The organism is Amycolatopsis thailandensis (assembly GCF_042723255.1).
Classification (GTDB): Bacteria; Actinomycetota; Actinomycetes; order Mycobacteriales; family Pseudonocardiaceae; genus Amycolatopsis; species Amycolatopsis thailandensis.
Window position 1 is genome coordinate 1 of the sequence record NZ_JBHXJK010000145.1, and the last position, 19,637, is coordinate 19,637.

A 19,637-nucleotide genomic window follows, 5' to 3' on the forward strand; every position below is an offset into this window, starting at 1 on the left:
CCCTTCCCGCGGCTCAGCCGAGGGAAGGGGGCCTTCACGCGCTTGGCGCATTCAGAGGACTGAACACGTGGAGCTGGTCAGGAGTTCGCGGCGAAAAGTTCCGCGATCTGCACGGCGTTGAGCGCCGCGCCCTTGCGCAGGTTGTCGTTCGACAGGAACAGCGCCAGACCACGACCGCCGTCGACGCCCGGGTCCGTCCGCAGCCGCCCGACGTACGACGGGTCCTGGCCCGCGGCCTGCAGCGGCGTCGGGATGTCCGACAGTTCCACGCCGGGCGCGCCGGTCAGCAGCTCGGTCGCGCGCGCGACCGAAAGCGCCTGCGAGAACTCCGCGTTGATCGAGATCGAGTGCCCCGAGAACACCGGCACCCGCACACAGGTGCAGGAGACGCGCAGCTCCGGGATGCTCAGGATCTTGCGGCTCTCGTTGCGGAACTTCTTCTCTTCGTCCGTCTCGAACTCGCCGTCGTCCACAATGGACCCGGCCATCGGGAGGACGTTGTGCGCGATGGTCCGCGCGTACTTCTTCGGCTCGGGGAAGGTCACCGCCGCGCCGTCGTGGGTCAGCGCGCCCGCGTTCGGCGCCGCCGCGGCCAGCTGGCCTTCCAGCTCCTCGACACCGGCGAGCCCGCTGCCGGACACCGCCTGATACGTGCTGGCGACCAGCCGCACCAGGCCCGCTTCGGCGTGCAGCGGCTTGAGCACCGGCATCGCGGCCATGGTGGTGCAGTTGGGGTTCGCGATGATCCCCTTGCGCGCCTCCTTGACCGCCTCCGGGTTGACCTCGCTGACGACCAGCGGGACCTCGGGGTCCATGCGCCAGGCCGACGAGTTGTCGATCACCGTGGCGCCCGCGGCGGCGAACCGCTCCGCCTGCGCCTTGGAGGTCGAGCCGCCGGCGGAGAACAGCGCGATGTCCAAACCGGACGGATCCGCGGTCGTCGCGTCCTCGATGACGATTTCCCCGTCACCCCAAGGAAGTTTCGAGCCCGCGGACCGCGCCGAAGCGAAGTACCGCATTTCGGCGACCGGGAAACCCCGTTCGGCCAGCAGACGGCGCATGACGCCGCCGACCTGACCGGTCGCCCCGACGACCCCTACTCGCAAACCTTCAGCCATCAGCGACCACTCCCCGCGTAGACGACGGCTTCTTCGTCGCCGCCGAGTTCGAATGCTTCGTGGATCGCGCGCACCGCGTCGTCGAGCTGCGCGTCCCGGATCAGGACCGAGATCCGGATTTCGGAGGTGTTGATGATCTCGATGTTCACGCCCGACTGCGCGAGCGCCTCGCAGAACGTCGCCGTGACACCGGGGTGCGAACGCATCCCCGCGCCGACGAGCGACACCTTGCCGACATGGTCGTCGTACAGGACCGACTCGAAACCGATCTCGCCCTTGATCTTCTCCAGCGACTGGACGGCCTTGGCCCCGTTGGCCTTCGACAGCGTGAAGGTGATGTCGGTGCGGCCGGACGACGTGCTGGACACGTTCTGCAGCACCATGTCGATGTCGATCTCGTAGTCGGCGATCACGCGGAAGATCCGGGCAGCGGCACCGGCGGTGTCGGGCACGCCGGTCACCGTGATCTTGGCCTCGGAGCGGTCGTGCGCCACACCGGTGATCAACGCTTGTTCCACGGGGATCTCCTCGATAGAACCGGTCACGGTGGTGCCCGGCTTGTCACTGTAGGAAGAACGGACTCGGATCGGGACGCCGTAGCGGCGCGCGTACTCCACCGAGCGCAGGTGCAGGATCTTCGACCCGCTCGCGGCCAGCTCCAGCATCTCCTCGTAGGCGATGGTGTCGAGCTTGCGCGCGTCGGGAACGACCCGGGGATCGGCGGTGTACACACCGTCCACATCGGAATAGATCTCGCAGACGTCGGCGTTCAGCGCCGCGGCCAGCGCGACGGCGGTGGTGTCCGAGCCGCCGCGGCCGAGGGTGGTGATGTCCTTGGTGTCCTGGGACACGCCCTGGAACCCCGCCACCAGCGCGATGTAGCCCTGGTCGAGGGCTTCCGTCACGCGGCTGGGGCTGACGTCGATGATCCGCGCGTTGCCGTGCACGGACGTCGTCACCACACCGGCCTGCGAACCGGTGAACGACCAGGCCTCCGCGCCCTGCGCCGAAATCGCCATCGCCACCAGCGAGTTGGAGATGCGCTCACCGGCGGTGAGCAGCATGTCCATCTCGCGTTCCGGCGGCGCCGGGTTGACCTGCTGAGCCAGGTCGAGCAGCTCGTCCGTCGTGTCTCCCATGGCGGAGCAGACGACGACGACGTCGTTGCCCGCCTTCTTGGTGGCGACGATGCGTTCCGCGACGCGTTTGATCCGGTCGGCACTTTCCAGCGACGAACCGCCGTACTTCTGGACCACGAGGGCCACGCCCGAACCTCCTCGACGGGCCGGGCGTGCTCCTGGTGGGCACCGAGGAGCCCCCGCGTCCCTTATTTGGGCGAAAGCCTACCGGGGTCACGCACGCCCGCCACCCTCGTAAGTGGGCCTGACCACCACTTCAGGGACTTCTCGAAGTAAATCTTCCTTAACACCAACGAAATAGTCGGAGGGCTTTCACTTTAGTGACGGAGAGCACGCCTTGTTATCCATCCATGCCCCCGCCGCCACCCTCAAACGAGGAGCTTCGCTCCGCTGTATCTTCCCGAGCCATGCACAAGCCCGCCGATACGAGTACCCCGATCGCGTCGATCATGGCCGCCAGGTGGAGTCCTCGCGCCTACGACGAGGCCGTCACGGTCACCGAAGACCAGGTCCGCGCGCTGCTCGAAGCGGCCCGCTGGGCGCCGTCGTTCGGCAACACCCAGCCCGCCCGCTACCTGGTCGGCCTCCGGGGCACGCCGTCGTTCGACCGGATCCTCTCGACGCTCAACTCGGGCAACAGCGCGTGGGCCCATCGCGCCGGTCTGCTGCTGATCGGCGTGATGGTGACCACGAACGAGAAGGGCGAAGTCCCGTACGCCGAGTACGGGCTGGGTCTCGCGAGCGAGAACCTCGTGCTCCAGGCCGTCGAGCTCGGCTTGATCGCGCATCAGATGGCCGGTTTCTCCGCCGAGGCGGCGACGGACTTCTTCGGGCTCCCCGACGACGTCGTCCCCAAGGTCGCCATCGCCGTCGGCCACCCCGCGGACCCCTCGGTACTCGAAGAGGACTGGCGGATCGAGCGTGAGAAGGCGCCGCGCGACCGCGTCCCGCTGGCGGAATTCGCCTACGCCGGCGCCTGGGGCGCGAGCGCCTTCTCCGACTGAGGGAGCCAGCGCAGGGCGAGGACGCCGAGCCCGACATGCAGCAGGCTCAGCACCGCGACGGCGGTGTGCAGACCCGCGACGAAGGCCTCCTTCGCGTCAACGATGTCCGTGGGCGCGATCCCCGGACGCTGGAGGGTTTCGCCGAGCGTGGGCGCGAGGCCCGGACCGGCCAGGCGGAACACCAGCGCGGCGAGCGACCCCATGAGCGCGATCCCCAGCGCGTTGCCGATCTCGTTGCTGGTCTCGGCGATCGCGCCCGCCGCCCCGGCCCGTTCGGCGGGCACCGCACCGACGGCCGTGTCGGCCACCACGCTGAACGAGATGCCGTAGCCGACCCCGGCGACCACGGTCGAGGCGACGTACCAGCCCGCCCCGCCCGTGACGCCGGTCATGAGCAGCAGCGCCAGCCCGAGGGCGATGGAGAAGTGGCAGGCGACCAGCGCCGCGCGCTTGCCGACGCGGTCGACCAGGGCGGGCGTGACGACGCACAGGGTGGTGAGCACGGCCGCCCCGGGCAGCGCCAGCAGCGCCGCGTGCAGGACGGGCAGGCCGAGCACGGACTGCAGATGGATCCCCGACAGGTACGCGGCCGCCGACCACGCGGCGAGGGGCAGCAACCCGGTGACGACCGCGATCGTGAAGACGCGGTCGCGGAACAGGGAGAACTCGATCAGCGGGTGGTCGAGACCACGTTGGCGCCGGACGAACCACCACAGCAGCCCGGCCCCGGCGATCCCCGTGGAGACCGCGACGACGGACAGCCCGTCGGCGGCGGCGTGCTTGATCCCGTGGATCGCGAGCAGCAGGCCGGCGGCCGAGAGCACCACGCTCAGCGCGTCGACGCGGCCCGGCCTCGTGGCCCGCACCTCCCGGAGCAACACCGGCGCGAGCGCCAGGAACACCGCGATCACCGGCAGGTTGACCAGGAAGACCGAACCCCAGGGGAACCGCTCCAGCAGGACACCGCCGACGACCGGGCCGATCGCGAAACCGGCGGCGAACGCGGCCGCGAAGACGCCGATGGCCCGCGCCCGTCGTCGCGGATCGGGGAAGAGTTCGCTCAGTACGGCCAGTGCGGACGGCAGCAGGGTCGCGCCCGCCAGCCCCATCAGGGCACGGAACGCGATGAGCAGCTCCGGGTTCGGGGCGAACGCCGCGCCCGCCGAACCGAGGCCGAACACGGCGGCGCCGATCACCAGCAGCTTCAGGCGGCCGTACCGGTCGCCGATGTTGCCGAACGCGATGAGCAGCGAGCCGACCGCGAAGCCGTAGACGTCCAGGATCCACAGCGCCTGATCGGCCGTCGGCGTGAGCGCCTGGCTGATCCTGGGCATCGCCAGGAACAGGATCGACCCGTCCATCGAGACCAGGAAGACCGGGCAGAGGATCACCAGCAGGCCGAACCAGGCCCGGTTGTGCTGTCTTGTCATGCCCTCGACGGTCGGTCGATCCCGGCGTGGCAACCATCCCCGTGCCGTGGGTACACCCAGCGGGTACACCCACGCGGCCGCGAAGGAACTTAGGCTCGAAGACATGGAAAGCCTCGGCGTGTACCTCAAAAGCCGTCGTGACCGGGTGACCCCCGCCGAGATCGGCCTGCGCACCTACGGCACCTCCCGCCGGGTGCCCGGTCTGCGCCGTGAGGAACTCGCCCAGCTCGCCGGAGTGAGCGCCGGGTACTACACGCGGCTGGAGCAGGGGCTCGCCGAGACCGCTTCACGGCAGGTGCTCGACGCGCTAGCCCGCGCGCTCCGGCTCGACGACGTCGAAACCGGCCACCTGCACAACCTCGCCCGGCAGTCCGCCCTCCCGAAGCTGTCCGACCCCGGCCCGGAAGACCCGCATCCCCGCGTCGTCGCGCTGCTGGAGAACCTCGGCGAGACCGTGCCCGCCGTAGTGCTCGGCAGGCGCGGCGACGTCCTCGCCTGGAACCGCGCGGGGCACGCGCTCACCGCCGAACACGTCGGCTTCGACTCGCCCCAGGACCCCGCACGACGGCCGTCCGTGCCGCGGATGTTCTTCCTCGACCCGCTCACCAGGAACCTTTTCGGCAACTGGGCCGAACTCGCCCGCATCCACGTCGCCTACCTGCGGCTGACCGCGGGCCGTCATCCCACGGACGCCCGCCTCGCCGGGCTCATCGGCGAACTGACCATGCGCAGCGACGAGTTCGCGAAGCTCTGGGCGACCGGTGACGTCGCCGACTGCACCGTCGGCACCATGCTTCTGCGGCATCCGACGGTCGGCTCGGTCGACGTCGACTACCAGGTGTGGCTCCAGCCCGACAGCCCCGACCACCGGCTGGAGATCTACACCCCGAACGACCCGGGATCCGCCGACGCGCTGAAGATCCTGACCCGTTTCGATCGCTAACCTGGGGTCATGGGGGCTTTGCGCAATCTCGTCCGCAACGAATCCCGCACGATGACGGGGCTTTGGCTGTATGTGCGACGCCGCGAGGACGGTGTCGACGGGGACGCCGTGGCCGTGCCCTACGGCGCGAACGGCAAGGCGATCTTCGTCGTCATGGCCGTGGTGAGCGCGGTCGAAGCGGGTCTCTTCTGGCTGATCGACTTCGGCATCGTCGTCGACGTGGTGCTGCTCGTCCTGGGCGTGTACTCGGTGCTGCTCGTGTTCGGGGTCTACGCCGGCACCGTCGTGCGACCGCACGTCGTCTCGTCGCGTGAGGTCCGGGTGCGCTGGAGCTCGTTCTACGACGTGCGGATCCCGAGGGAGAACGTCGCCGCGCTGCGGCATCTGAAGGAGAGCCACGACCCGCTCAAGGCGCAGAAGTTCCGCGACGGGACCTGGCTCAGCCACGACAATTTCTATGAGACGAACCTGGTCGCCGAACTGCGCGAGCCGATCACCGTGACCCGTCCGCTCGGCAAGACCGAGACCGTCCGCGTCGTCAAGTTCCAGGCGGACGACCCGAAGGCCGCCGTCGAGGCCTACGAAAGGCTCGGAGTCAGTTGAGGGCCGTCGTCCGGTTCACGATCATGCGGGCGACCTCGATGACGGGTTCGTCCAGCGAATAGGCGTACGCGCGGATGAGGGCCAGCGCGTCCGTGGCGGTGCAGTGATGGGTGGTCATGACCATTCCCGTGGCCTGATGCACCACCACCCGCAGATCGCTGTCGCCGAACAACGGATGCACGGGCAGCCCGTCCTCGACGTCGAGCCGCGTGCCCGGATGCAGCGCGGTGTCGGTGAGGACGTCGGCCACCACCTTCGTCGAACGGGCGATCTCCGCGTCCGGTTCGGGCTCGGGCCGATACGCGATGAGGGTTCCCATCGGGGATTCCAGCAGCCCCAGCCGAGCCGAAACCACCGCCCGGACTCCGAGTTCCCGCGCGGCGGGGCCGAACCGGGGCCATCTGCTCATCAATTCACGTTCCCCGCAGACCCCCGTCTCGAACGGGGTGCTTTGGGAGGGTCCTTCGCCGAAGACGTACTCCAGATCGTTCACCTTGGCGGCGACGAGATCGGAGACGACGACCGCGGCGCCGCCATCGCCCTTGGTGAACAAGGTCACCGCGAGGCTGCGGATGCCGGACGCCTCGGCCACCGCCGCCATGAACGCCGGGGGAAGTCCTGCCCGCTCGGGCCCCTCCGCCCAGCTTTTCACCGCGTCGGCGTAGCCCGTGTGCAGTTCGACCGCGGCGCGATGTCTCTTCTCGGTGGCACGGTGCAGTTCCGCCATCCGCAGATGGAACGGGCGCATGATCTCGATGGCCGCTTCCAGCAGGTTTTCGTGGCGCAGAGCCACGCGCGCCGCGCGATTCGCACGTCCTCGTTCGGTTTCGACCAGATCGCGCAAGGTCGCCTGGTCGTATCGGCCACCGGTGCGATCCCACATGAACCGAGCGTACGCTCGCGATCCTCCCGCGGATGTGACCCGGATGGCTGAGTGAGGCGCCTTTCCCGGCCATACCGAGAGGACTAGCGTTGACTCTTCCCCAAGCACTCCGGCAGTCCCGTCCGGAAGTGCCTCTCGATACTGCAACCCGCGGGAAGGCCGAATTTTCATGCAGAATCGCGAAAGATGGGTCACCGACACCTTGGTGGAGCTGGCGGACACGCTCGTGCCCGCTCTCGATCCGACGAAGTACTGGCACTGCGTGGCGGATCGTTACGCCCAGCTCGTCGCCTCGTCGGCGGTCCACCTGGCAGCCGTCGGCGACCACCCGGTCGTGATCAACACCGACGACCGGCTCGGGACAGCACCACTCGACCGGATCCTCGCCGAGGAAGGCCCCGGCGTCGACAGCCGGGACGGCGGGGAGCAAGTCGTCAACGTGCTCCTCGCCGAGGCGACGACACGCTGGCGCCGGCTGAGCCAGGCCGCGGTTTCCCTCGGCTATCGGTCGATTCACGCGTTCCCGTTCAGCCGCCGCGAGGACGTGCTCGGCGCGGTGACGGTCCTGACCTCGGAGACCGCGCCGCTCCCGGTGGCGGATCTGAGGATCGCGGCCGCGCTCGCCGACGTCGCGACGATCGGCATGCTCAACCACCGGGCCGTCGCCAAGCTGACCACGACGACCGAGCAGCTCCAAGGCGCGTTGACCAGCCGGGTGATCATCGAGCAGGCCAAGGGCCTGGTGTCCGCCCGGCTGGAGATCAGCCCGGAGGCGGCCTTTCTGCTGCTGCGCCGGTACGCCCGCGGCCACAACATGAAGATCGGGGAGCTGTGCGCGTCGCTGATGAGCCGGCGTCTCACGGTCGGCGAGCTGACGGTTTCACCTTCGAAAGCCGTCAAAGCGGGCCGTCGCCGGTGATCCCGCGCGGCGCGGAGCTCACTCCCGTCGCTTCTCCATCAGCAGTACGACGCCGCTGCCCGGTCCGCTCAACGGTGAGCAGCTGACGGACGCGACGAACGGCCTGCCCTTCCGGTCCACCGCGTCGGTTTCGACCGGGAGTGCGCGATGGCCGGTCTCGTTGCAGATTTCGACCATGTCGCGAAGACCTTCCGTCGGCAAACCGAAGTCGAGGGTGAAGAAGTCGGCTCCGTAGACCTCGTCGGCGCGCATTCCCCACAGGTCTTCGGCTCCGCGGTTCCAGCTTCGCACCAGAAGGTCGCTGTCGAGGACGACCACTCCGGCCGCGACGCTGGACAGCACCCCTTCGAGGAACGTGCGTGCCTCGTCCAGCTCCGCGGTGCGGATCCGCATCTCCTCGTTCATCGTTTCGAGTTCTTCGTTGCCCGACTGGAGTTCCTCGTTGGTGGTCTCGAGTTCCTCGTTGGTGGACTGAAGTTCCTCGTTGGTCGTTTCGAGTTCCTCGATGCTGGACTGGAGTTCCTCGTTGACGGTTTCGAGTTCGGCGTTGGTCGACTGGAGTTCCGCGTAGGCCGTGGCGAGGTCCTCCTGCACCCGTTTGACCTCCTGTTGGAGACGGGTCGCCTCGGTGGTGTCGATGAACGTGATCGCGACACCGAGGTCCTCACCGTCGCTGGTGAGCAAGGGCTTGACGATGATGTCGAAGTACTGGACCTCGCCGTCCCCCTTTTCCCGGCGCACGGCGTTGACCCGGACGCTTCGACGCTCGTTGTGGGCTCTGTCGATCAAGGATCTGAGTTCGATCGGCTGGTAGGAGATCTCCAGATCTCGGAAGGGCGTGCCCGCGATGTTCGCGGAGAGCCCGAATTGAAGCCTCGCCGCGCCGTTGACGACCGCGACCGTGCCGTCGCGTTCGATGCCCATCATCGCGTCGGGTGAAGCAGCCAGGGCCAGCTCCACCACCTGACGCCTGTTGATCTTCTCCATCCCTGCCGCCGCCCGGAGGTCGAAGCGTGCCGATCGCGCCGCCGCGCTCGCCTGGACCTTGAACACCCGGTTGCGCATGTCGGTGACTTCGAACCGGGAGCCGTCGGCGAGCAGCATCTCGGCCTTGCCCAGGAAAAGATGGCCGCCGTCGTTGAGCGCGAAATGGAACCGCTCGATGATCTTCGCCTGCGCTTCGACGTTGAAGTACATCAGAGTGTTGCGGCAGACGAGCAGGTCGACCCGGGAGATCGGGGCGTCGCGGGTGATGTCGTGCCTGCCGAAGATCACCCGCCGGCGGAGGTCGCGGCGAAAGGCGAACAGAGCGCCGTTCGGTTCGAAATACTTCGTCTTCAACTCGTCGGGGAGCTTCTCGAGCGATTTGAGCGAGTACACACCGGCCCTGGCCTCGCGCAAGGCTTCTTCGTCGACGTCGGTGCCGTAGATCTTGACCTGCTTGGTCGACGCCTCGACGCCGAGCTGTTCGGCGAAGAGGATCGCGAGGGTATAAGCCTCTTCCCCGCTCGAACAGCCGGCGCTCCAGATCCGGATGTCACCGCCGGGGCCCGCCTTGGCGATCAGCTCGGGAACGACCACCGTCTGGAGGTAATGCCAGGCGGCGGGGTCCCGGAAGAAGCTGGTGACGTTGATCAGAATGGTATTGAAGAGTTCCTGGAACTCGTCGGCGTTGCTTTCCAGGAAATCGCGGTAGTCGGGGTATTTCTCGAAGCCGACGGTCTGCATCCGCTTGCGGATCCGGCGGCCGAGAGAGGTTCGCTTGTACCCGGTGAAATCGAAGCCGCGGGAATCGTCGATGAAAGTCAGCAAGGATTCGAGCTCACGCTCGTCTTCCGCCTCGCCGTCATGCGCGGTCACAGTGACCTCGTCCTTTCGGTCAGGGCCACCAGCACACCCGCGATGTCGTCCAGCGGCAGCACCAGGTCGACCGCCACGGCATTCGCCACAGCCTGTGGCATGCCTTTGAATTCCGCGGTATCCGGATCTTCGGCGACTACGGTACCGCCACGGGCGGTCACCTCTTTCGCCCCCGTCGAGCCGTCGAACCCGGTTCCGGTGAGCACGCAGACCAGGGCCGCGGCCCCGTAGACCTCGGCGACGGACGCGAAGAGCGAATCGGCCGACGGCCGGACGAACCGCACTTTGTCACCTTGCGACAGCACGAGCTTGCCGCCGGGGGCGACCAGGAGATGCCGGTCCGGCGGCGCGAGATAAGCGGCGCCCGGCTCGGCCGTTTCGCCGTTCTCGGCCAGTTTCACCCGCAATCGCGACCGCCGATCGAGGAGGTCGGCGAGAATCGTGTCGTGGTGGGGGTCGAGGTGCTGGACGATGACCAAGGGCACGGGGAAGTCGGCGGGCAAGGCCCCCAGCACCTTGACGAGCGCTTTGACTCCGCCCGCCGAAGTCCCGATGGCGACGATCTCGTAAGGCACCGCCCGAGGGCGGCTGGCGCCGAGCATGTTTCGAGCGTAATGCTCCGAAGCTAGGCGGAACCGCCCACGCGCCGGATGATCTTGGCGAGAATCCCGGAGACCACCATCCAGAAGATCGCGGCGATGCCGTAGTTGACCAGCACGCGAAGCTTGGCGTCTTCAGGCATGAAGAGATCCTTGAAGCCCAGGAGGAGTCCCTCGGCCCAGCCGCGGACGAACGACACGATGCCGTTGTCGGGATTCGCTTCGCCGATCACGAAGACCACGTGCAGCACCAGGATGGCCGCGAAGACCAGGCCGACCCAGCGGACGACGCTCGCCAGTATCCCGGCCGCGCGACCGCTCCCGGCGCGCCAGTCGACCTTGCGCCGGGTCTCCTGATCAGCGGTTTCCTTCTCTTCAGCGTGCTCGCCCATGCCGGGCAGTGTGGCACGCTCCCTGGTCCGATTGCTACCCGTGAGTAACCCGAATGGGCGCCACTCTGGTCACGGTTCGATCGCGGCCCGGGTTTCCTTCCGGGCGATCTCGCGGTTAAGGTGGCCTCGTGGCTCGAGCTCTCCTGCTTCGCTGCCGCGACGGGGCCTGATCGGACCGGCTCCCCGTCGCGGGGCTTCGTGGTGCCGGTCGTCGCACCCGATTCTTCAGGAGAACCGTCCCCTCATGAGCATCCGTAAACCCACGCGCCCGGCCCCTTCCGAGCAGGCCTCGTGGAACACCCAGCGCGGCACTTCGATGCCCGTACACCGCTATCGCCCCTGGTACGACCTGGTCGAGGACATCGCGCTGCCCGACCGCACCTGGCCGGACAAGCGTATCGACACCGCCCCCCTGTGGTGCGCGGTCGACCTGCGCGACGGCAACCAGGCCCTGATCGACCCGATGTCGCCCGCGCGCAAGCGCAAGTTCTTCGACCTGCTGGTCCGCATGGGCTACAAGGAGATCGAGGTCGGCTTCCCGGCGGCGTCGCAGACCGACTTCGACTTCGTCCGCGAGATCATCGACGAAGGCGCCATCCCGGACGACGTCAGCATCCAGGTGCTGACCCAGTGCCGCCCGGAACTGATCGAGCGCACCTTCAAGGCACTCGAAGGGGCGCCGCGCGCGATCGTCCACATCTACAACTCGACGTCGATCCTCCAGCGTCGCGTGGTGTTCCGTGAGGAGCGCATCGGCATCACGAAGATCGCTTCGCAGGCGGCCGAACTGGTCGTCGACTACGCGGCGAAGCAGCCGGACACCGACTTCCGCTTCCAGTACTCCCCTGAGTCCTACACCGGCACCGAGCTGTCCTACGCGCTCGAGGTCTGCAACACGATCACCGGGATCTGGCAGCCGACGCCGGAGAAGCCGGTCATCCTGAACCTGCCCGCCACCGTCGAGATGGCGTCGCCGAACGTCTACGCCGACTCGATCGAGTGGATGCACCGCAACCTGGAGCGCCGCGACTCGGTGATCCTGTCGCTGCACCCGCACAACGACCGCGGCACCGGCATCGCCGCCGCCGAGCTGGGCTTCCAGGCCGGCGCGGACCGGATCGAAGGCTGCCTGTTCGGCAACGGCGAGCGCACCGGGAACGTCGACCTGGTCGCGCTGGGCATGAACCTGTACAGCCAGGGCGTCGACCCGCAGATCGACTTCTCCGACATGGACGAGATCAAGCGGACCGTCGAATACTGCAACCAGCTGCCGGTGCACGAACGCAGCCCGTGGGCCGGCGACCTGGTGTTCACCGCGTTCTCCGGCAGCCACCAGGACGCGATCAACAAGGGCCTCGACGCGCTGAAGGCCACCGCCGACAAGGCGGGGACGCCGGTCGACGAGCACCCGTGGGAGGTCCCGTACCTGCCGATCGACCCGAAGGACATCGGCCGCAACTACGAGGCCGTGATCCGGGTGAACTCGCAGTCCGGCAAGGGCGGCGTCGCCTACATCATGAAGGCCGAGCACCAGCTCGACCTGCCGCGGCGCCTGCAGATCGAGTTCTCGAAGGTCGTCCAGCGGCACACCGACACCGCGGGCGGCGAGGTCGACCCGAGCACCATGTGGAACGCCTTCTCGGCCGAGTACCTGGAGCTGAAGACGCCGCTGGAGCTGGTCCGCCAGCACGTGCGGGACAACGGTGACGGCGAGTACGACATCACCGCCACCGTGCGGGTCGAGGGCGACGAGCACGAGGTCACCGGGCGCGGGAACGGGCCGATCGCGGCCTTCTTCGACGCGCTGTCGACCGTCGGGTTCGACCTGCGGCTGCTGGACTACAGCGAGCACACGCTCTCGCCGGGCGACGACGCGCGGGCGGCGTCGTACATCGAGTGCGCGATCTCGGACCGCGTGTTCTGGGGCATCGGGATCGACCCGTCGATCGTGACCGCTTCGCTGCGGGCCGTCGTGTCGGCGGTGAACCGGGCGAACCGGTAACTTCCGTCGGCCCCAAGTACATGAAGGCCCCCTTCCTTGCGCCTAGGTACAGGAAGGGGGCCTTCATGTACCTCTGTCGCGGCTGGGCGTGGGCCGCTCGTGACCGTGTCACTGGCGACGTTCCGTGAAGGCCTCCTTCCCTACCTTCAAGGTAGGGAAGGAGGCCTTCACGGACTTCCGGCTTCACGTACCCGCCGCAGGTTGCGAAAGTGGCTTTCACGGCACCTCCCGACTTCAGCCGCCGGACCGACGGGGCAGGACACTTCCGCCGGCCCGAGTACATGAAGGCCCCCTTCCTTGCGCCTAGGTACAGGAAGGGGGCCTTCATGTACCTCTACAGGGCTTTCACCGCGGCCAGGATGTCGGCCGGGTCGGTGCGGGTGGTGTAGTCCGGGTGGACGTCGATGTAGCGGATGACGCCTTCGCCGTCGACGACCAGGACGGTCGGGTACGGCAGCTCCCATTCCGCCGCCCCGTTGATCTTCTCGACGTCGCCGATGAGCGCGTCGAAGGTCGGCTTGATCTCCGGGTCCTGGCGGAACGTGATGCCGAGCGCGCGCCCGAGCTCGTTGTCCACATCGGACAGTACGGTGAACGCCAGGTCGTTCGTGGACAGTGAACCGTCCGGCAGCTGCGGGCTGACCGCGACCAGCTTCACCCCCAGGTTCTCCAGCTCCGGCAGCAACTCCTGCTGATACGCGCGCAAGGCGAGATTGCAGTACGGACACCACGCGCCGCGGTAGAACACCACCACCGCGGGCCCGTCCGCGACCCGGACCCGGGCACCACCGGCGTCCGGCAACGTGAAGTCCGGCATCGCCACCCCCGGCTTCACCGCCGCCTCGGCGACAATCCCGACGAACTTCTCCCGATCGGCCTTGAGCACCGGCGCGACCTCCTCCGGCAAGTGCTCCGCGACGGCCACACGCAGGTCGGCGAGGTCGGTGTTGAGATCCCCCATCGTCAGCTCCTTTGGTTGTACTGATCGGTACAGTGCGGCCGACTGTACTATTCGGTACATGAGTGGTCAACCGGCGAAGACCCCGCGAGGGCGGATGACTCGTGACGCGATCGTCGACGCGGCGGCGGAACTGATGTACGTCAACGGCGTCGCCGCGACGAGCGTCGACAAGGTGCTCGCGGCCAGCGGCGCCGGAAAATCGCAGATGTACCACTACTTCAAGAACAAGGACGAACTCGTCGGCGCGGTCATCGACCGGTGTCTCGAACTGATCCTCGGCAACCAGCCCACGATCTTCGAACTCCGCGAGTGGGCGGACTTCGACCAGTGGGCCCAGGAGATCCTCGCCATCCAGAGCACCCCGAAAGGACCGGTCGCCTGCCCGCTCGGCAACCTCACCGGCGAACTCGGCGACGATCCGAAGCTGGCCCCGCTGCTGGACAACGCCTACCGCACCTGGGAGTCCCATCTCGAACGCGGCTTGAAGTCCTTGCAAGATCAGGGAAAGCTCGCCGAGGACGCCGATCCGGCCCGGCTCGCGCAGACCGCGATGACCTGCCTCCAGGGCGGCCTGCTGATGGCACACCTGCGGCACGACATCACGCCGATCGCCGACGCGCTCAAGATCGCGCTGGACCACCTGAAGAGTCACGCTCGCCCGTGAGCGCCTCGACCTCGTCGGCCAGCGCGTCGAGCACCTTCGCCACCGCGGGCCGCGAAGACGCGCCGAGCCGGCAGACCGCTTCGACGTGCCGCGCCGCCTTGATCCCGGCGAGCGGACGGCAGACGATCCCGCTCCCACGCCGGGTGTCCACTGTGTACCGGGGCAGCAGCGCGATCCCGTGCCCCGCGGCCACCAGCCGTTCGATGATCCGGAAGTCGTTGATGCGCTGCACGACCCGCGGCCGCACGCCGGTGCGGATGATCAGCGACTGGAGGATGTCGTCGACCGGGAACCCGGCGTTGACGCTGATCCAGCGTTCGTCGGCCAGTTCGGCGAGTTCGAGGCGGCGCCGCTTCGCGAGCCGGTGTCCCGCCGGGAGCGCGACGTCGAGCGGTTCGCGCAGCAGATGCCGCGACTCCAGCCGCTCCGACCCGAGCGACTCCGCGTGCTCGTCCCGGTGCGCCACCACGATGTCGTAGTCCGCGACGAGTCCCGGCACCTCGGGTGGCGTCATGTCGACGTCACGCACGATGACGTCCAGCCCGTCGAACTCCGCCGTCCGATGCAACAGTCCGGGCAGCAGCATCAGCCCGGCCGATTGGAAGATCGCCACCCGCACCCGGCCGCGCGGGGCGCTGCGGTAAGTGTCCAATTCGGACTCCGCGCGGTCGAGCGCGGCGAGCACGTCGTCCGCGCGGGCGACCAGCGCGCGGCCCGCGTCGGTCAGCCGCAGCCCGCGCCCGGCGGGCTCCGTCAGCGCGAGACCGACGTCACTCTGCAAAGCGCGCAGCTGCTGGGAAACCGCGGACGGGGTGCAGTGCAACGCCTTCGCGGCCGCCGTCACGCTGCCGCGGTCGGCGAACTCCCGCAGGGTCCGCAGCCGGCCGATGTCCATACCGCCAGCATATGTGAAGCGAAACTGAACGGTCGCTGCAAATATTCTCGCTGGTCCTAAATGGTCATCCACGTCAGAGTGAAGACATGCCCGCCCGCGACCGTCTGCTCGCCCTGCTCGTCGTCGTCCTCTGGGGCTGCAACTTCCTCGCCATCCACGCCACCCTCGGGCAGTTCCCGCCTGTTTTCGCCGGCGGGCTGCGCTTCGCGGTCATCGCGATCCCGACCATCCTGTTCGTGCCGTGGCCGAAGGTGAAGATCCGCCACCTGCTCGGCTACGGGCTGGGCTTCGGCACCGGGCAGTTCGCCTTCCTCTTCATCGCGATGGACACCGGCATGCCGACCGGCCTCGCGTCGCTGGTGCTGCAGGCTTCGGCCCCGTTCACCGTCCTGCTCGGCGCCGTCTTCCTGCGGGAGCGGGTGTCCGGACGGCAGCTCGCCGGGATCCTGCTCGCCGTCGCCGGGATGGCGACGATCGCCTGGCAGCAGGCCGGGAACGCCGCCCTGCTGCCGGTGATCCTGACCCTGCTCGGCGCGCTGAGCTGGGCTTTCGGCAACCTGAGCACGCGACAGGCGGCACCGGACAATCCGCTGAACTTCGTCCTCTGGATGTCCGTGGTGCCGCCGCTGCCGATGTTCGCGCTGTCGCTGGTGATGGAGGGCCCCGCCGAGATCGGCCGCTCGCTGAGCACCCTCGGCACGACCACCGGGCTGATCGGCCTCGGCGGGCTCGCCTACGTCGTGCTGTTCGGCACCATCGTCGGTTCCGGGATCTGGACGTCACTGATGCGCCGCAACCCGGCGGGCGTCGTCGCGCCGTTCTCCCTGCTGGTGCCGGTGGTCGGGCTGTCGATGGCGTTCCTCGTGCTCGACGAGCGGCCCTCGCCGGTGGAGATCGTCGCGGCGGCCGTCGTCATCGGCGGCGTCCTGTTCGGTTCGACGAAGCGCCGCGTCCGCGAGCCGGATTTCCTCGCCGAGGCCGAAACGCCTCAGCCCACTGGCGTGCGGTGAGCCGTTTGGGCACGACGTCCCTGCCGGGGCTGGTGAACACCCGTCGCACGAAGTCCTGGTAGCGCTCACGATCCGCGTCGTCGACGAGCGGCCGCTCACGGCGGGTCATCGTGAGCAGACCGCCGTCGACGCCGGGCCTCGGGCGGAACGCCTCCGCGGGCACCCGGCCCGCCAGCCGGAAGTCGAACCACGGCCACCACTGCGCGGTCATCATGGTCGCGCCACCGACCCCGGCCCGGCGGCGCGCCACCTCCCACTGCATGAGCAGAACGGCGTCCGTCCACCCGGGAGCGGCGAGGAGGTGGCGCAGGGTCGCGGTGGTCAGGTGGAACGGCAGGTTTCCGACGAGCACGTGGGGTGTCTTCGGCAACGGGAACCGCAGGAAGTCCGCGGTGACGATCTTCGTCGGCGGCTGGACGCGGCCCGCCAGCCGGGCGGTGCGGCGGTCGTCGATTTCGACGCCGGTCAGTGGCCTGCCGAGCCGTTCCAGCGGCAGGGTCAGGGCTCCGTCGCCCGTGCCGAATTCGATGATCGGCCCGGTCGTGCCGTCGACGAGCCGCACGACGGTTTCGATGATGTTCCGGTCGATGAGGAAGTTCTGGCCGAGTTCATGGCGGCCAGGACGGTGTGTGCGCAAGGGATCTCCGCGGCTTCGAGGTGAGCCGGGCAGCACGAGGCCTGCCCGGCGATGACTCGCTCGGGCGGCGGTTCCTTGCCTGAAGCGCTGGATCCGCCGCTAGGCGCGGCGGGTCCTGGTGAACGCGGAAGCACACATGGCGGCGAAGCTACCTTGGGCTCGCGTGCTTCCGCCAACGGTTTTTCACCCGGCGATCCGGCTGGTGCCGAGCTGCTCGACCGGACCGGACAGCGCGGCCTTGACCCGGCGGGTGAGGTCGTCGGTGAGCACCTCGGTCTCGCCCTTCTCCAGCCCGTCGACGACCTGACGGGCGACGTCGCGCGGGTCGTTCTTGGGGATGTCGAGACCCTGGGTCATGTCGGTGTCGGTGTAGCCGAGGTGGACACCGACGACCTGGGTGCCCTGTTCGGCGAACTCGATACGGAGCGAGTTGGTGAGCGACCAGAAGGCCGCCTTCGAGGCGCCGTAGGACCCCGAGCCCGCCGCCCAAGACAGGACGGAGTGGACGTTGACCAGCGCTCCGCCGTCCTTGAGCCGTGGCGCAAACGCTTGCGCGACACGCAGCGCCCCGAAGACGTTCGTCTCGAAGACCGGCCGATGCGCGTCGACGTCTTCGGTGAGCAGCGAGCCGAGGCCGAGGACACCGGCGTTGTTGAAGACGATCGTCGCGTCGCTCGCTTCGGCGGCCAGCGCGCGGACGGACTCCGGGTCGGTGACGTCGAGCGGGAGCGGCACGATCCGCGGCTCGGCCTCCGCGCGCGGCGTCCTGGCCGTCGCGTAGACCTTGGCGGCGCCGCGGTCGAGCAGTTCGGCGACGAACGCCCTGCCCAGTCCGCGCTGTCCGCCGGTGACCAGGACGACCGCGCCCTCGATGGAGGTCATGACTTGCTCCCTTGACAGAAGTGTTCGGCTTTTGCCTCTGTCGTCAGCATGGCGGCGCGCACTGACAGAGTCAAGTACGCTTGACCTATGTCATGGACCGCGACGGACCGATACCGGTTACGCACCGCCCCCTCGGGGCTGGCGCTCGTTCAGGACTTCCTCAACACGAAGGCGATCAAGACGCACGGCCTCGACCTGCTGAGCGACGCCGATCTGGCGCGGCCGTGGGCCGCCGAGGCACTGGCGGAATGGTCTCGCGTGCGAGGTGCCGAAGTTCCCGGCTTCACTCCGGGCTCGGGTGACCTTCGCCCGCTTCGCGATCTGCGGGAGTCGTTCGTTTCACTCTTGGACGGCGACGAAGCGGCCGTCGAGAAACCGATCAAGGCGGACCTGGCCGTGCGGGACGGCGTCGTCCGGCTGTTCCCGTCGGGCGCAGGACGGCAGTGGCTCGCTTCGGCACTGTGGACGGAGACGCTGCTCGCGCAGCAGGCCGGGATCTGGCAGCGGCTGAAACTGTGCCGTCTCGACGGCTGCCGTTCGGCGTTCTACGACGTCTCGCGCAACAACAGCGGGGTCTGGCACGACGTGCGGACCTGCGGGAACGTCGCGAACCTGCGGGCTTCCCGGGAACGGAAGAAGGCGCTCAGCTGAGTGCGGCGAGCGCCGACGGGATCGGGATCTCGCCGCCGATGACGTCGAAACCCTGGTTCTCCGCGAGCGGCTCGTCGAGGACTGCGACCAGGACCCCGGCGACGTCGGCGCGGGAGACGTGCCCGGGTTCGAGGTGACCACCGAGCTTGACGCGGCCGGTGGGCTGGTCGTCGGTGAGAGTGCCGGGGCGGACGATCGTCCAGTTCAGGCTGGAGCGCCGCAGGACGCTGTCGGAGATCTGTTTCGCCATCAGGATCGACCGCACCAGCCGATCGCCCTGATCCGGCGAATCCGCGAACTGCGCGGAAAGCTGCACGAACCGCGCTACCCCCGCCTTCTCCGCGGCGCGGATCGCGGTGATCACGCCGTCGCGGTCGACGAGGTCGACCGAGGCCTGATCCGGATCGGGCGCGCCGATCGCGTTGATCACCACCTCGGACCCGACAAGTGCCTCGACCAGGTCGTCCGCGTCGGCGGTGACGTCCGCGACCACGGTTTCGGCGCCGAGCCCGGCGACCTCCTCGGCGCGGCGACGGCTGCGCAGCCCCGCCCGCACCTCATGTCCCCGCTCCAGCAGCAGCCGGACCACGTGAATCCCCGTCCGCCCCGACGCACCCAGCACTGTGACCCGCATGACACGAGTCTGCCCGATCACGGCCGCCCCCGCCGGTCACGCGCCCTTCCCTCGCGTCGCCACAGGTGCCGGAAGTACATGAAGGCCCCCTTGCTTGCGCCTAGCTCCGTGAAGGACCCCTTCATGTACTTGGACCGGAGCTGTGATGTGTCGGGTTACTGAGGCGCTAGAGGCGATCCGGCGGTCCGTGAAGGACTCCTTGAGGGACCCAGGGTCCGTGAAGGGCCCCTTCACTACCTTGAGGGTAGGTAAGGAGGCCTTCGCTACGGCGATCCGGCCAAGGCGAAGTCGGTGAAGGGGGCCTTCATGCCGAAGTACATGAAGGCCCCCTTGCTTGCGCCTAGCTCCGTGAAGGACCCCTTCATGTACTTGGACAAGCGCGTGAAGGGCCCCTTTCCCTCGGCTCAGCCG

20 protein-coding genes are annotated in these 19,637 nt (G+C 68.3%); 8 read left to right on the forward strand and 12 right to left on the reverse strand.

Annotated elements, in window-relative coordinates; genetic code table 11:
* Window positions 1-77 precede the first annotated feature (77 nt).
* Both ACFWMR_RS36225 and ACFWMR_RS36230 read right to left on the reverse strand, forming a co-directional pair.
* Window positions 78-1,118 (reverse strand): aspartate-semialdehyde dehydrogenase, encoded by a 1,041-nt coding sequence (locus ACFWMR_RS36225; RefSeq protein ID WP_378381660.1) that lies wholly within the window; start codon window positions 1,116-1,118, stop codon window positions 78-80.
* Window positions 1,118-2,383 carry an aspartate kinase gene (locus ACFWMR_RS36230; protein ID WP_378381661.1) on the reverse strand — a complete coding sequence of 422 codons (1,266 nt, stop codon included), beginning with the start codon at window positions 2,381-2,383 and terminating at the stop codon, window positions 1,118-1,120. The genes ACFWMR_RS36225 and ACFWMR_RS36230 overlap by 1 nt, the downstream gene beginning before the upstream one ends.
* 281 nt (window positions 2,384-2,664) lie before the next feature.
* Here ACFWMR_RS36230 and ACFWMR_RS36235 point away from each other — a divergent pair, with 281 nt between their 5' ends.
* Window positions 2,665-3,261, forward strand: coding sequence for a nitroreductase family protein (locus ACFWMR_RS36235; RefSeq protein WP_378381663.1), 597 nt, complete (start codon window positions 2,665-2,667; stop codon window positions 3,259-3,261).
* Here ACFWMR_RS36235 and ACFWMR_RS36240 read toward each other — a convergent pair.
* Complete coding sequence (locus ACFWMR_RS36240; RefSeq protein WP_378381664.1) at window positions 3,222-4,691, reverse strand: MFS transporter; 1,470 nt, start codon at window positions 4,689-4,691, stop codon at window positions 3,222-3,224. The genes ACFWMR_RS36235 and ACFWMR_RS36240 overlap by 40 nt on opposite strands.
* A gap of 103 nt (window positions 4,692-4,794) precedes the next feature.
* Between ACFWMR_RS36240 and ACFWMR_RS36245 the strand changes: the two genes are divergently transcribed.
* Window positions 4,795-5,634 (forward strand): helix-turn-helix transcriptional regulator, encoded by an 840-nt coding sequence (locus tag ACFWMR_RS36245; protein WP_378381665.1) that lies wholly within the window; start codon window positions 4,795-4,797, stop codon window positions 5,632-5,634.
* A 9-nt stretch (window positions 5,635-5,643) separates the two neighbouring features.
* Window positions 5,644-6,237 carry a hypothetical protein gene (locus ACFWMR_RS36250; RefSeq protein ID WP_378381666.1) on the forward strand — a complete coding sequence of 198 codons (594 nt, stop codon included), beginning with the start codon at window positions 5,644-5,646 and terminating at the stop codon, window positions 6,235-6,237.
* On the opposite strand, the gene ACFWMR_RS36255 is transcribed toward ACFWMR_RS36250, so the two are convergent.
* Window positions 6,230-7,120, reverse strand: a complete 891-nt coding sequence (locus tag ACFWMR_RS36255) for an ANTAR domain-containing protein (RefSeq protein ID WP_378381667.1) — start codon at window positions 7,118-7,120, stop codon at window positions 6,230-6,232. The genes ACFWMR_RS36250 and ACFWMR_RS36255 overlap by 8 nt on opposite strands.
* Before the next feature lie 169 nt (window positions 7,121-7,289).
* On the opposite strand from ACFWMR_RS36255, the gene ACFWMR_RS36260 reads away from it, so the two are divergent.
* Window positions 7,290-8,039 (forward strand): ANTAR domain-containing protein, encoded by a 750-nt coding sequence (locus ACFWMR_RS36260; protein WP_378381668.1) that lies wholly within the window; start codon window positions 7,290-7,292, stop codon window positions 8,037-8,039.
* A gap of 18 nt (window positions 8,040-8,057) precedes the next feature.
* On the opposite strand, the gene ACFWMR_RS36265 is transcribed toward ACFWMR_RS36260, so the two are convergent.
* Genes ACFWMR_RS36265 through ACFWMR_RS36275 form a run of 3 tightly spaced genes read right to left on the reverse strand, consistent with a single transcriptional unit; the run spans window position 8,058 to window position 10,890 of the window.
* On the reverse strand, window positions 8,058-9,899 hold the full coding sequence (locus ACFWMR_RS36265; protein WP_378381669.1) for a CheR family methyltransferase: 1,842 nt from the start codon (window positions 9,897-9,899) through the stop codon (window positions 8,058-8,060).
* Window positions 9,896-10,501: a chemotaxis protein CheB gene (locus ACFWMR_RS36270; RefSeq protein ID WP_378381670.1), complete on the reverse strand. Its 606-nt coding sequence runs from the start codon at window positions 10,499-10,501 to the stop codon at window positions 9,896-9,898. The genes ACFWMR_RS36265 and ACFWMR_RS36270 overlap by 4 nt, the downstream gene beginning before the upstream one ends.
* A 23-nt stretch (window positions 10,502-10,524) precedes the next feature.
* Complete coding sequence (locus tag ACFWMR_RS36275) at window positions 10,525-10,890, reverse strand: hypothetical protein (RefSeq protein WP_378381671.1); 366 nt, start codon at window positions 10,888-10,890, stop codon at window positions 10,525-10,527.
* A 244-nt stretch (window positions 10,891-11,134) separates the two neighbouring features.
* Here ACFWMR_RS36275 and leuA point away from each other — a divergent pair, with 244 nt between their 5' ends.
* On the forward strand, window positions 11,135-12,892 hold the full coding sequence (leuA, locus tag ACFWMR_RS36280) for a 2-isopropylmalate synthase (RefSeq protein WP_378381672.1): 1,758 nt from the start codon (window positions 11,135-11,137) through the stop codon (window positions 12,890-12,892).
* A 334-nt stretch (window positions 12,893-13,226) separates the two neighbouring features.
* Here the strand turns inward: leuA and ACFWMR_RS36285 are convergent, their stop codons facing one another.
* A complete protein-coding gene (locus ACFWMR_RS36285) occupies window positions 13,227-13,853 on the reverse strand; it encodes a peroxiredoxin-like family protein (RefSeq protein ID WP_378381674.1) in 627 nt (208 codons plus the stop codon).
* 58 nt (window positions 13,854-13,911) lie between these two features.
* Between ACFWMR_RS36285 and ACFWMR_RS36290 the strand changes: the two genes are divergently transcribed.
* A complete protein-coding gene (locus ACFWMR_RS36290; protein ID WP_378277838.1) occupies window positions 13,912-14,517 on the forward strand; it encodes a TetR/AcrR family transcriptional regulator in 606 nt (201 codons plus the stop codon).
* Here ACFWMR_RS36290 and ACFWMR_RS36295 read toward each other — a convergent pair.
* Entirely contained in the window at window positions 14,474-15,412 is a 939-nt protein-coding gene (locus ACFWMR_RS36295; RefSeq protein ID WP_093932303.1) for a LysR family transcriptional regulator, read from the reverse strand. The genes ACFWMR_RS36290 and ACFWMR_RS36295 overlap by 44 nt on opposite strands.
* An 86-nt stretch (window positions 15,413-15,498) precedes the next feature.
* Here ACFWMR_RS36295 and ACFWMR_RS36300 point away from each other — a divergent pair, with 86 nt between their 5' ends.
* Entirely contained in the window at window positions 15,499-16,422 is a 924-nt protein-coding gene (locus ACFWMR_RS36300; RefSeq protein ID WP_378381675.1) for an EamA family transporter, read from the forward strand.
* Here ACFWMR_RS36300 and erm read toward each other — a convergent pair.
* Window positions 16,325-17,059, reverse strand: coding sequence for a 23S ribosomal RNA methyltransferase Erm (gene erm, locus ACFWMR_RS36305; protein WP_093932301.1), 735 nt, complete (start codon window positions 17,057-17,059; stop codon window positions 16,325-16,327). The genes ACFWMR_RS36300 and erm overlap by 98 nt on opposite strands.
* Before the next feature lie 183 nt (window positions 17,060-17,242).
* On the reverse strand, window positions 17,243-17,941 hold the full coding sequence (locus tag ACFWMR_RS36310) for an SDR family oxidoreductase (protein ID WP_378381676.1): 699 nt from the start codon (window positions 17,939-17,941) through the stop codon (window positions 17,243-17,245).
* Window positions 17,942-18,028: 87 nt separating this feature from the next.
* Here ACFWMR_RS36310 and ACFWMR_RS36315 point away from each other — a divergent pair, with 87 nt between their 5' ends.
* On the forward strand, window positions 18,029-18,592 hold the full coding sequence (locus tag ACFWMR_RS36315) for a CGNR zinc finger domain-containing protein (protein ID WP_378381678.1): 564 nt from the start codon (window positions 18,029-18,031) through the stop codon (window positions 18,590-18,592).
* On the opposite strand, the gene ACFWMR_RS36320 is transcribed toward ACFWMR_RS36315, so the two are convergent.
* On the reverse strand, window positions 18,585-19,226 hold the full coding sequence (locus ACFWMR_RS36320) for an SDR family oxidoreductase (protein ID WP_378381679.1): 642 nt from the start codon (window positions 19,224-19,226) through the stop codon (window positions 18,585-18,587). The genes ACFWMR_RS36315 and ACFWMR_RS36320 overlap by 8 nt on opposite strands.
* Window positions 19,227-19,637 lie beyond the last annotated feature (411 nt).

What these genes read in the sequence shown, in the direction of transcription:
- ACFWMR_RS36270 (WP_378381670.1), bottom strand. Translation starts at nt 10,501, where the DNA reads ATGCTCGGCGCCAGCCGCCCTCGGGCGGTGCCTTACGAGATCGTCGCC.
- ACFWMR_RS36300 (WP_378381675.1), top strand. Translation starts at nt 15,499, where the DNA reads ATGCCCGCCCGCGACCGTCTGCTCGCCCTGCTCGTCGTCGTCCTCTGG.
- ACFWMR_RS36225 (WP_378381660.1), bottom strand. Translation starts at nt 1,118, where the DNA reads ATGGCTGAAGGTTTGCGAGTAGGGGTCGTCGGGGCGACCGGTCAGGTC.
- ACFWMR_RS36275 (WP_378381671.1), bottom strand. Translation starts at nt 10,890, where the DNA reads ATGGGCGAGCACGCTGAAGAGAAGGAAACCGCTGATCAGGAGACCCGG.
- ACFWMR_RS36315 (WP_378381678.1), top strand. Translation starts at nt 18,029, where the DNA reads ATGTCATGGACCGCGACGGACCGATACCGGTTACGCACCGCCCCCTCG.
- ACFWMR_RS36260 (WP_378381668.1), top strand. Translation starts at nt 7,290, where the DNA reads ATGCAGAATCGCGAAAGATGGGTCACCGACACCTTGGTGGAGCTGGCG.
- ACFWMR_RS36285 (WP_378381674.1), bottom strand. Translation starts at nt 13,853, where the DNA reads ATGGGGGATCTCAACACCGACCTCGCCGACCTGCGTGTGGCCGTCGCG.
- ACFWMR_RS36295 (WP_093932303.1), bottom strand. Translation starts at nt 15,412, where the DNA reads ATGGACATCGGCCGGCTGCGGACCCTGCGGGAGTTCGCCGACCGCGGC.
- ACFWMR_RS36310 (WP_378381676.1), bottom strand. Translation starts at nt 17,941, where the DNA reads ATGACCTCCATCGAGGGCGCGGTCGTCCTGGTCACCGGCGGACAGCGC.
- ACFWMR_RS36235 (WP_378381663.1), top strand. Translation starts at nt 2,665, where the DNA reads ATGCACAAGCCCGCCGATACGAGTACCCCGATCGCGTCGATCATGGCC.
- ACFWMR_RS36250 (WP_378381666.1), top strand. Translation starts at nt 5,644, where the DNA reads ATGGGGGCTTTGCGCAATCTCGTCCGCAACGAATCCCGCACGATGACG.
- ACFWMR_RS36240 (WP_378381664.1), bottom strand. Translation starts at nt 4,691, where the DNA reads ATGACAAGACAGCACAACCGGGCCTGGTTCGGCCTGCTGGTGATCCTC.
- ACFWMR_RS36245 (WP_378381665.1), top strand. Translation starts at nt 4,795, where the DNA reads ATGGAAAGCCTCGGCGTGTACCTCAAAAGCCGTCGTGACCGGGTGACC.
- ACFWMR_RS36320 (WP_378381679.1), bottom strand. Translation starts at nt 19,226, where the DNA reads ATGCGGGTCACAGTGCTGGGTGCGTCGGGGCGGACGGGGATTCACGTG.
- ACFWMR_RS36290 (WP_378277838.1), top strand. Translation starts at nt 13,912, where the DNA reads ATGAGTGGTCAACCGGCGAAGACCCCGCGAGGGCGGATGACTCGTGAC.
- leuA (WP_378381672.1), top strand. Translation starts at nt 11,135, where the DNA reads ATGAGCATCCGTAAACCCACGCGCCCGGCCCCTTCCGAGCAGGCCTCG.
- ACFWMR_RS36255 (WP_378381667.1), bottom strand. Translation starts at nt 7,120, where the DNA reads ATGTGGGATCGCACCGGTGGCCGATACGACCAGGCGACCTTGCGCGAT.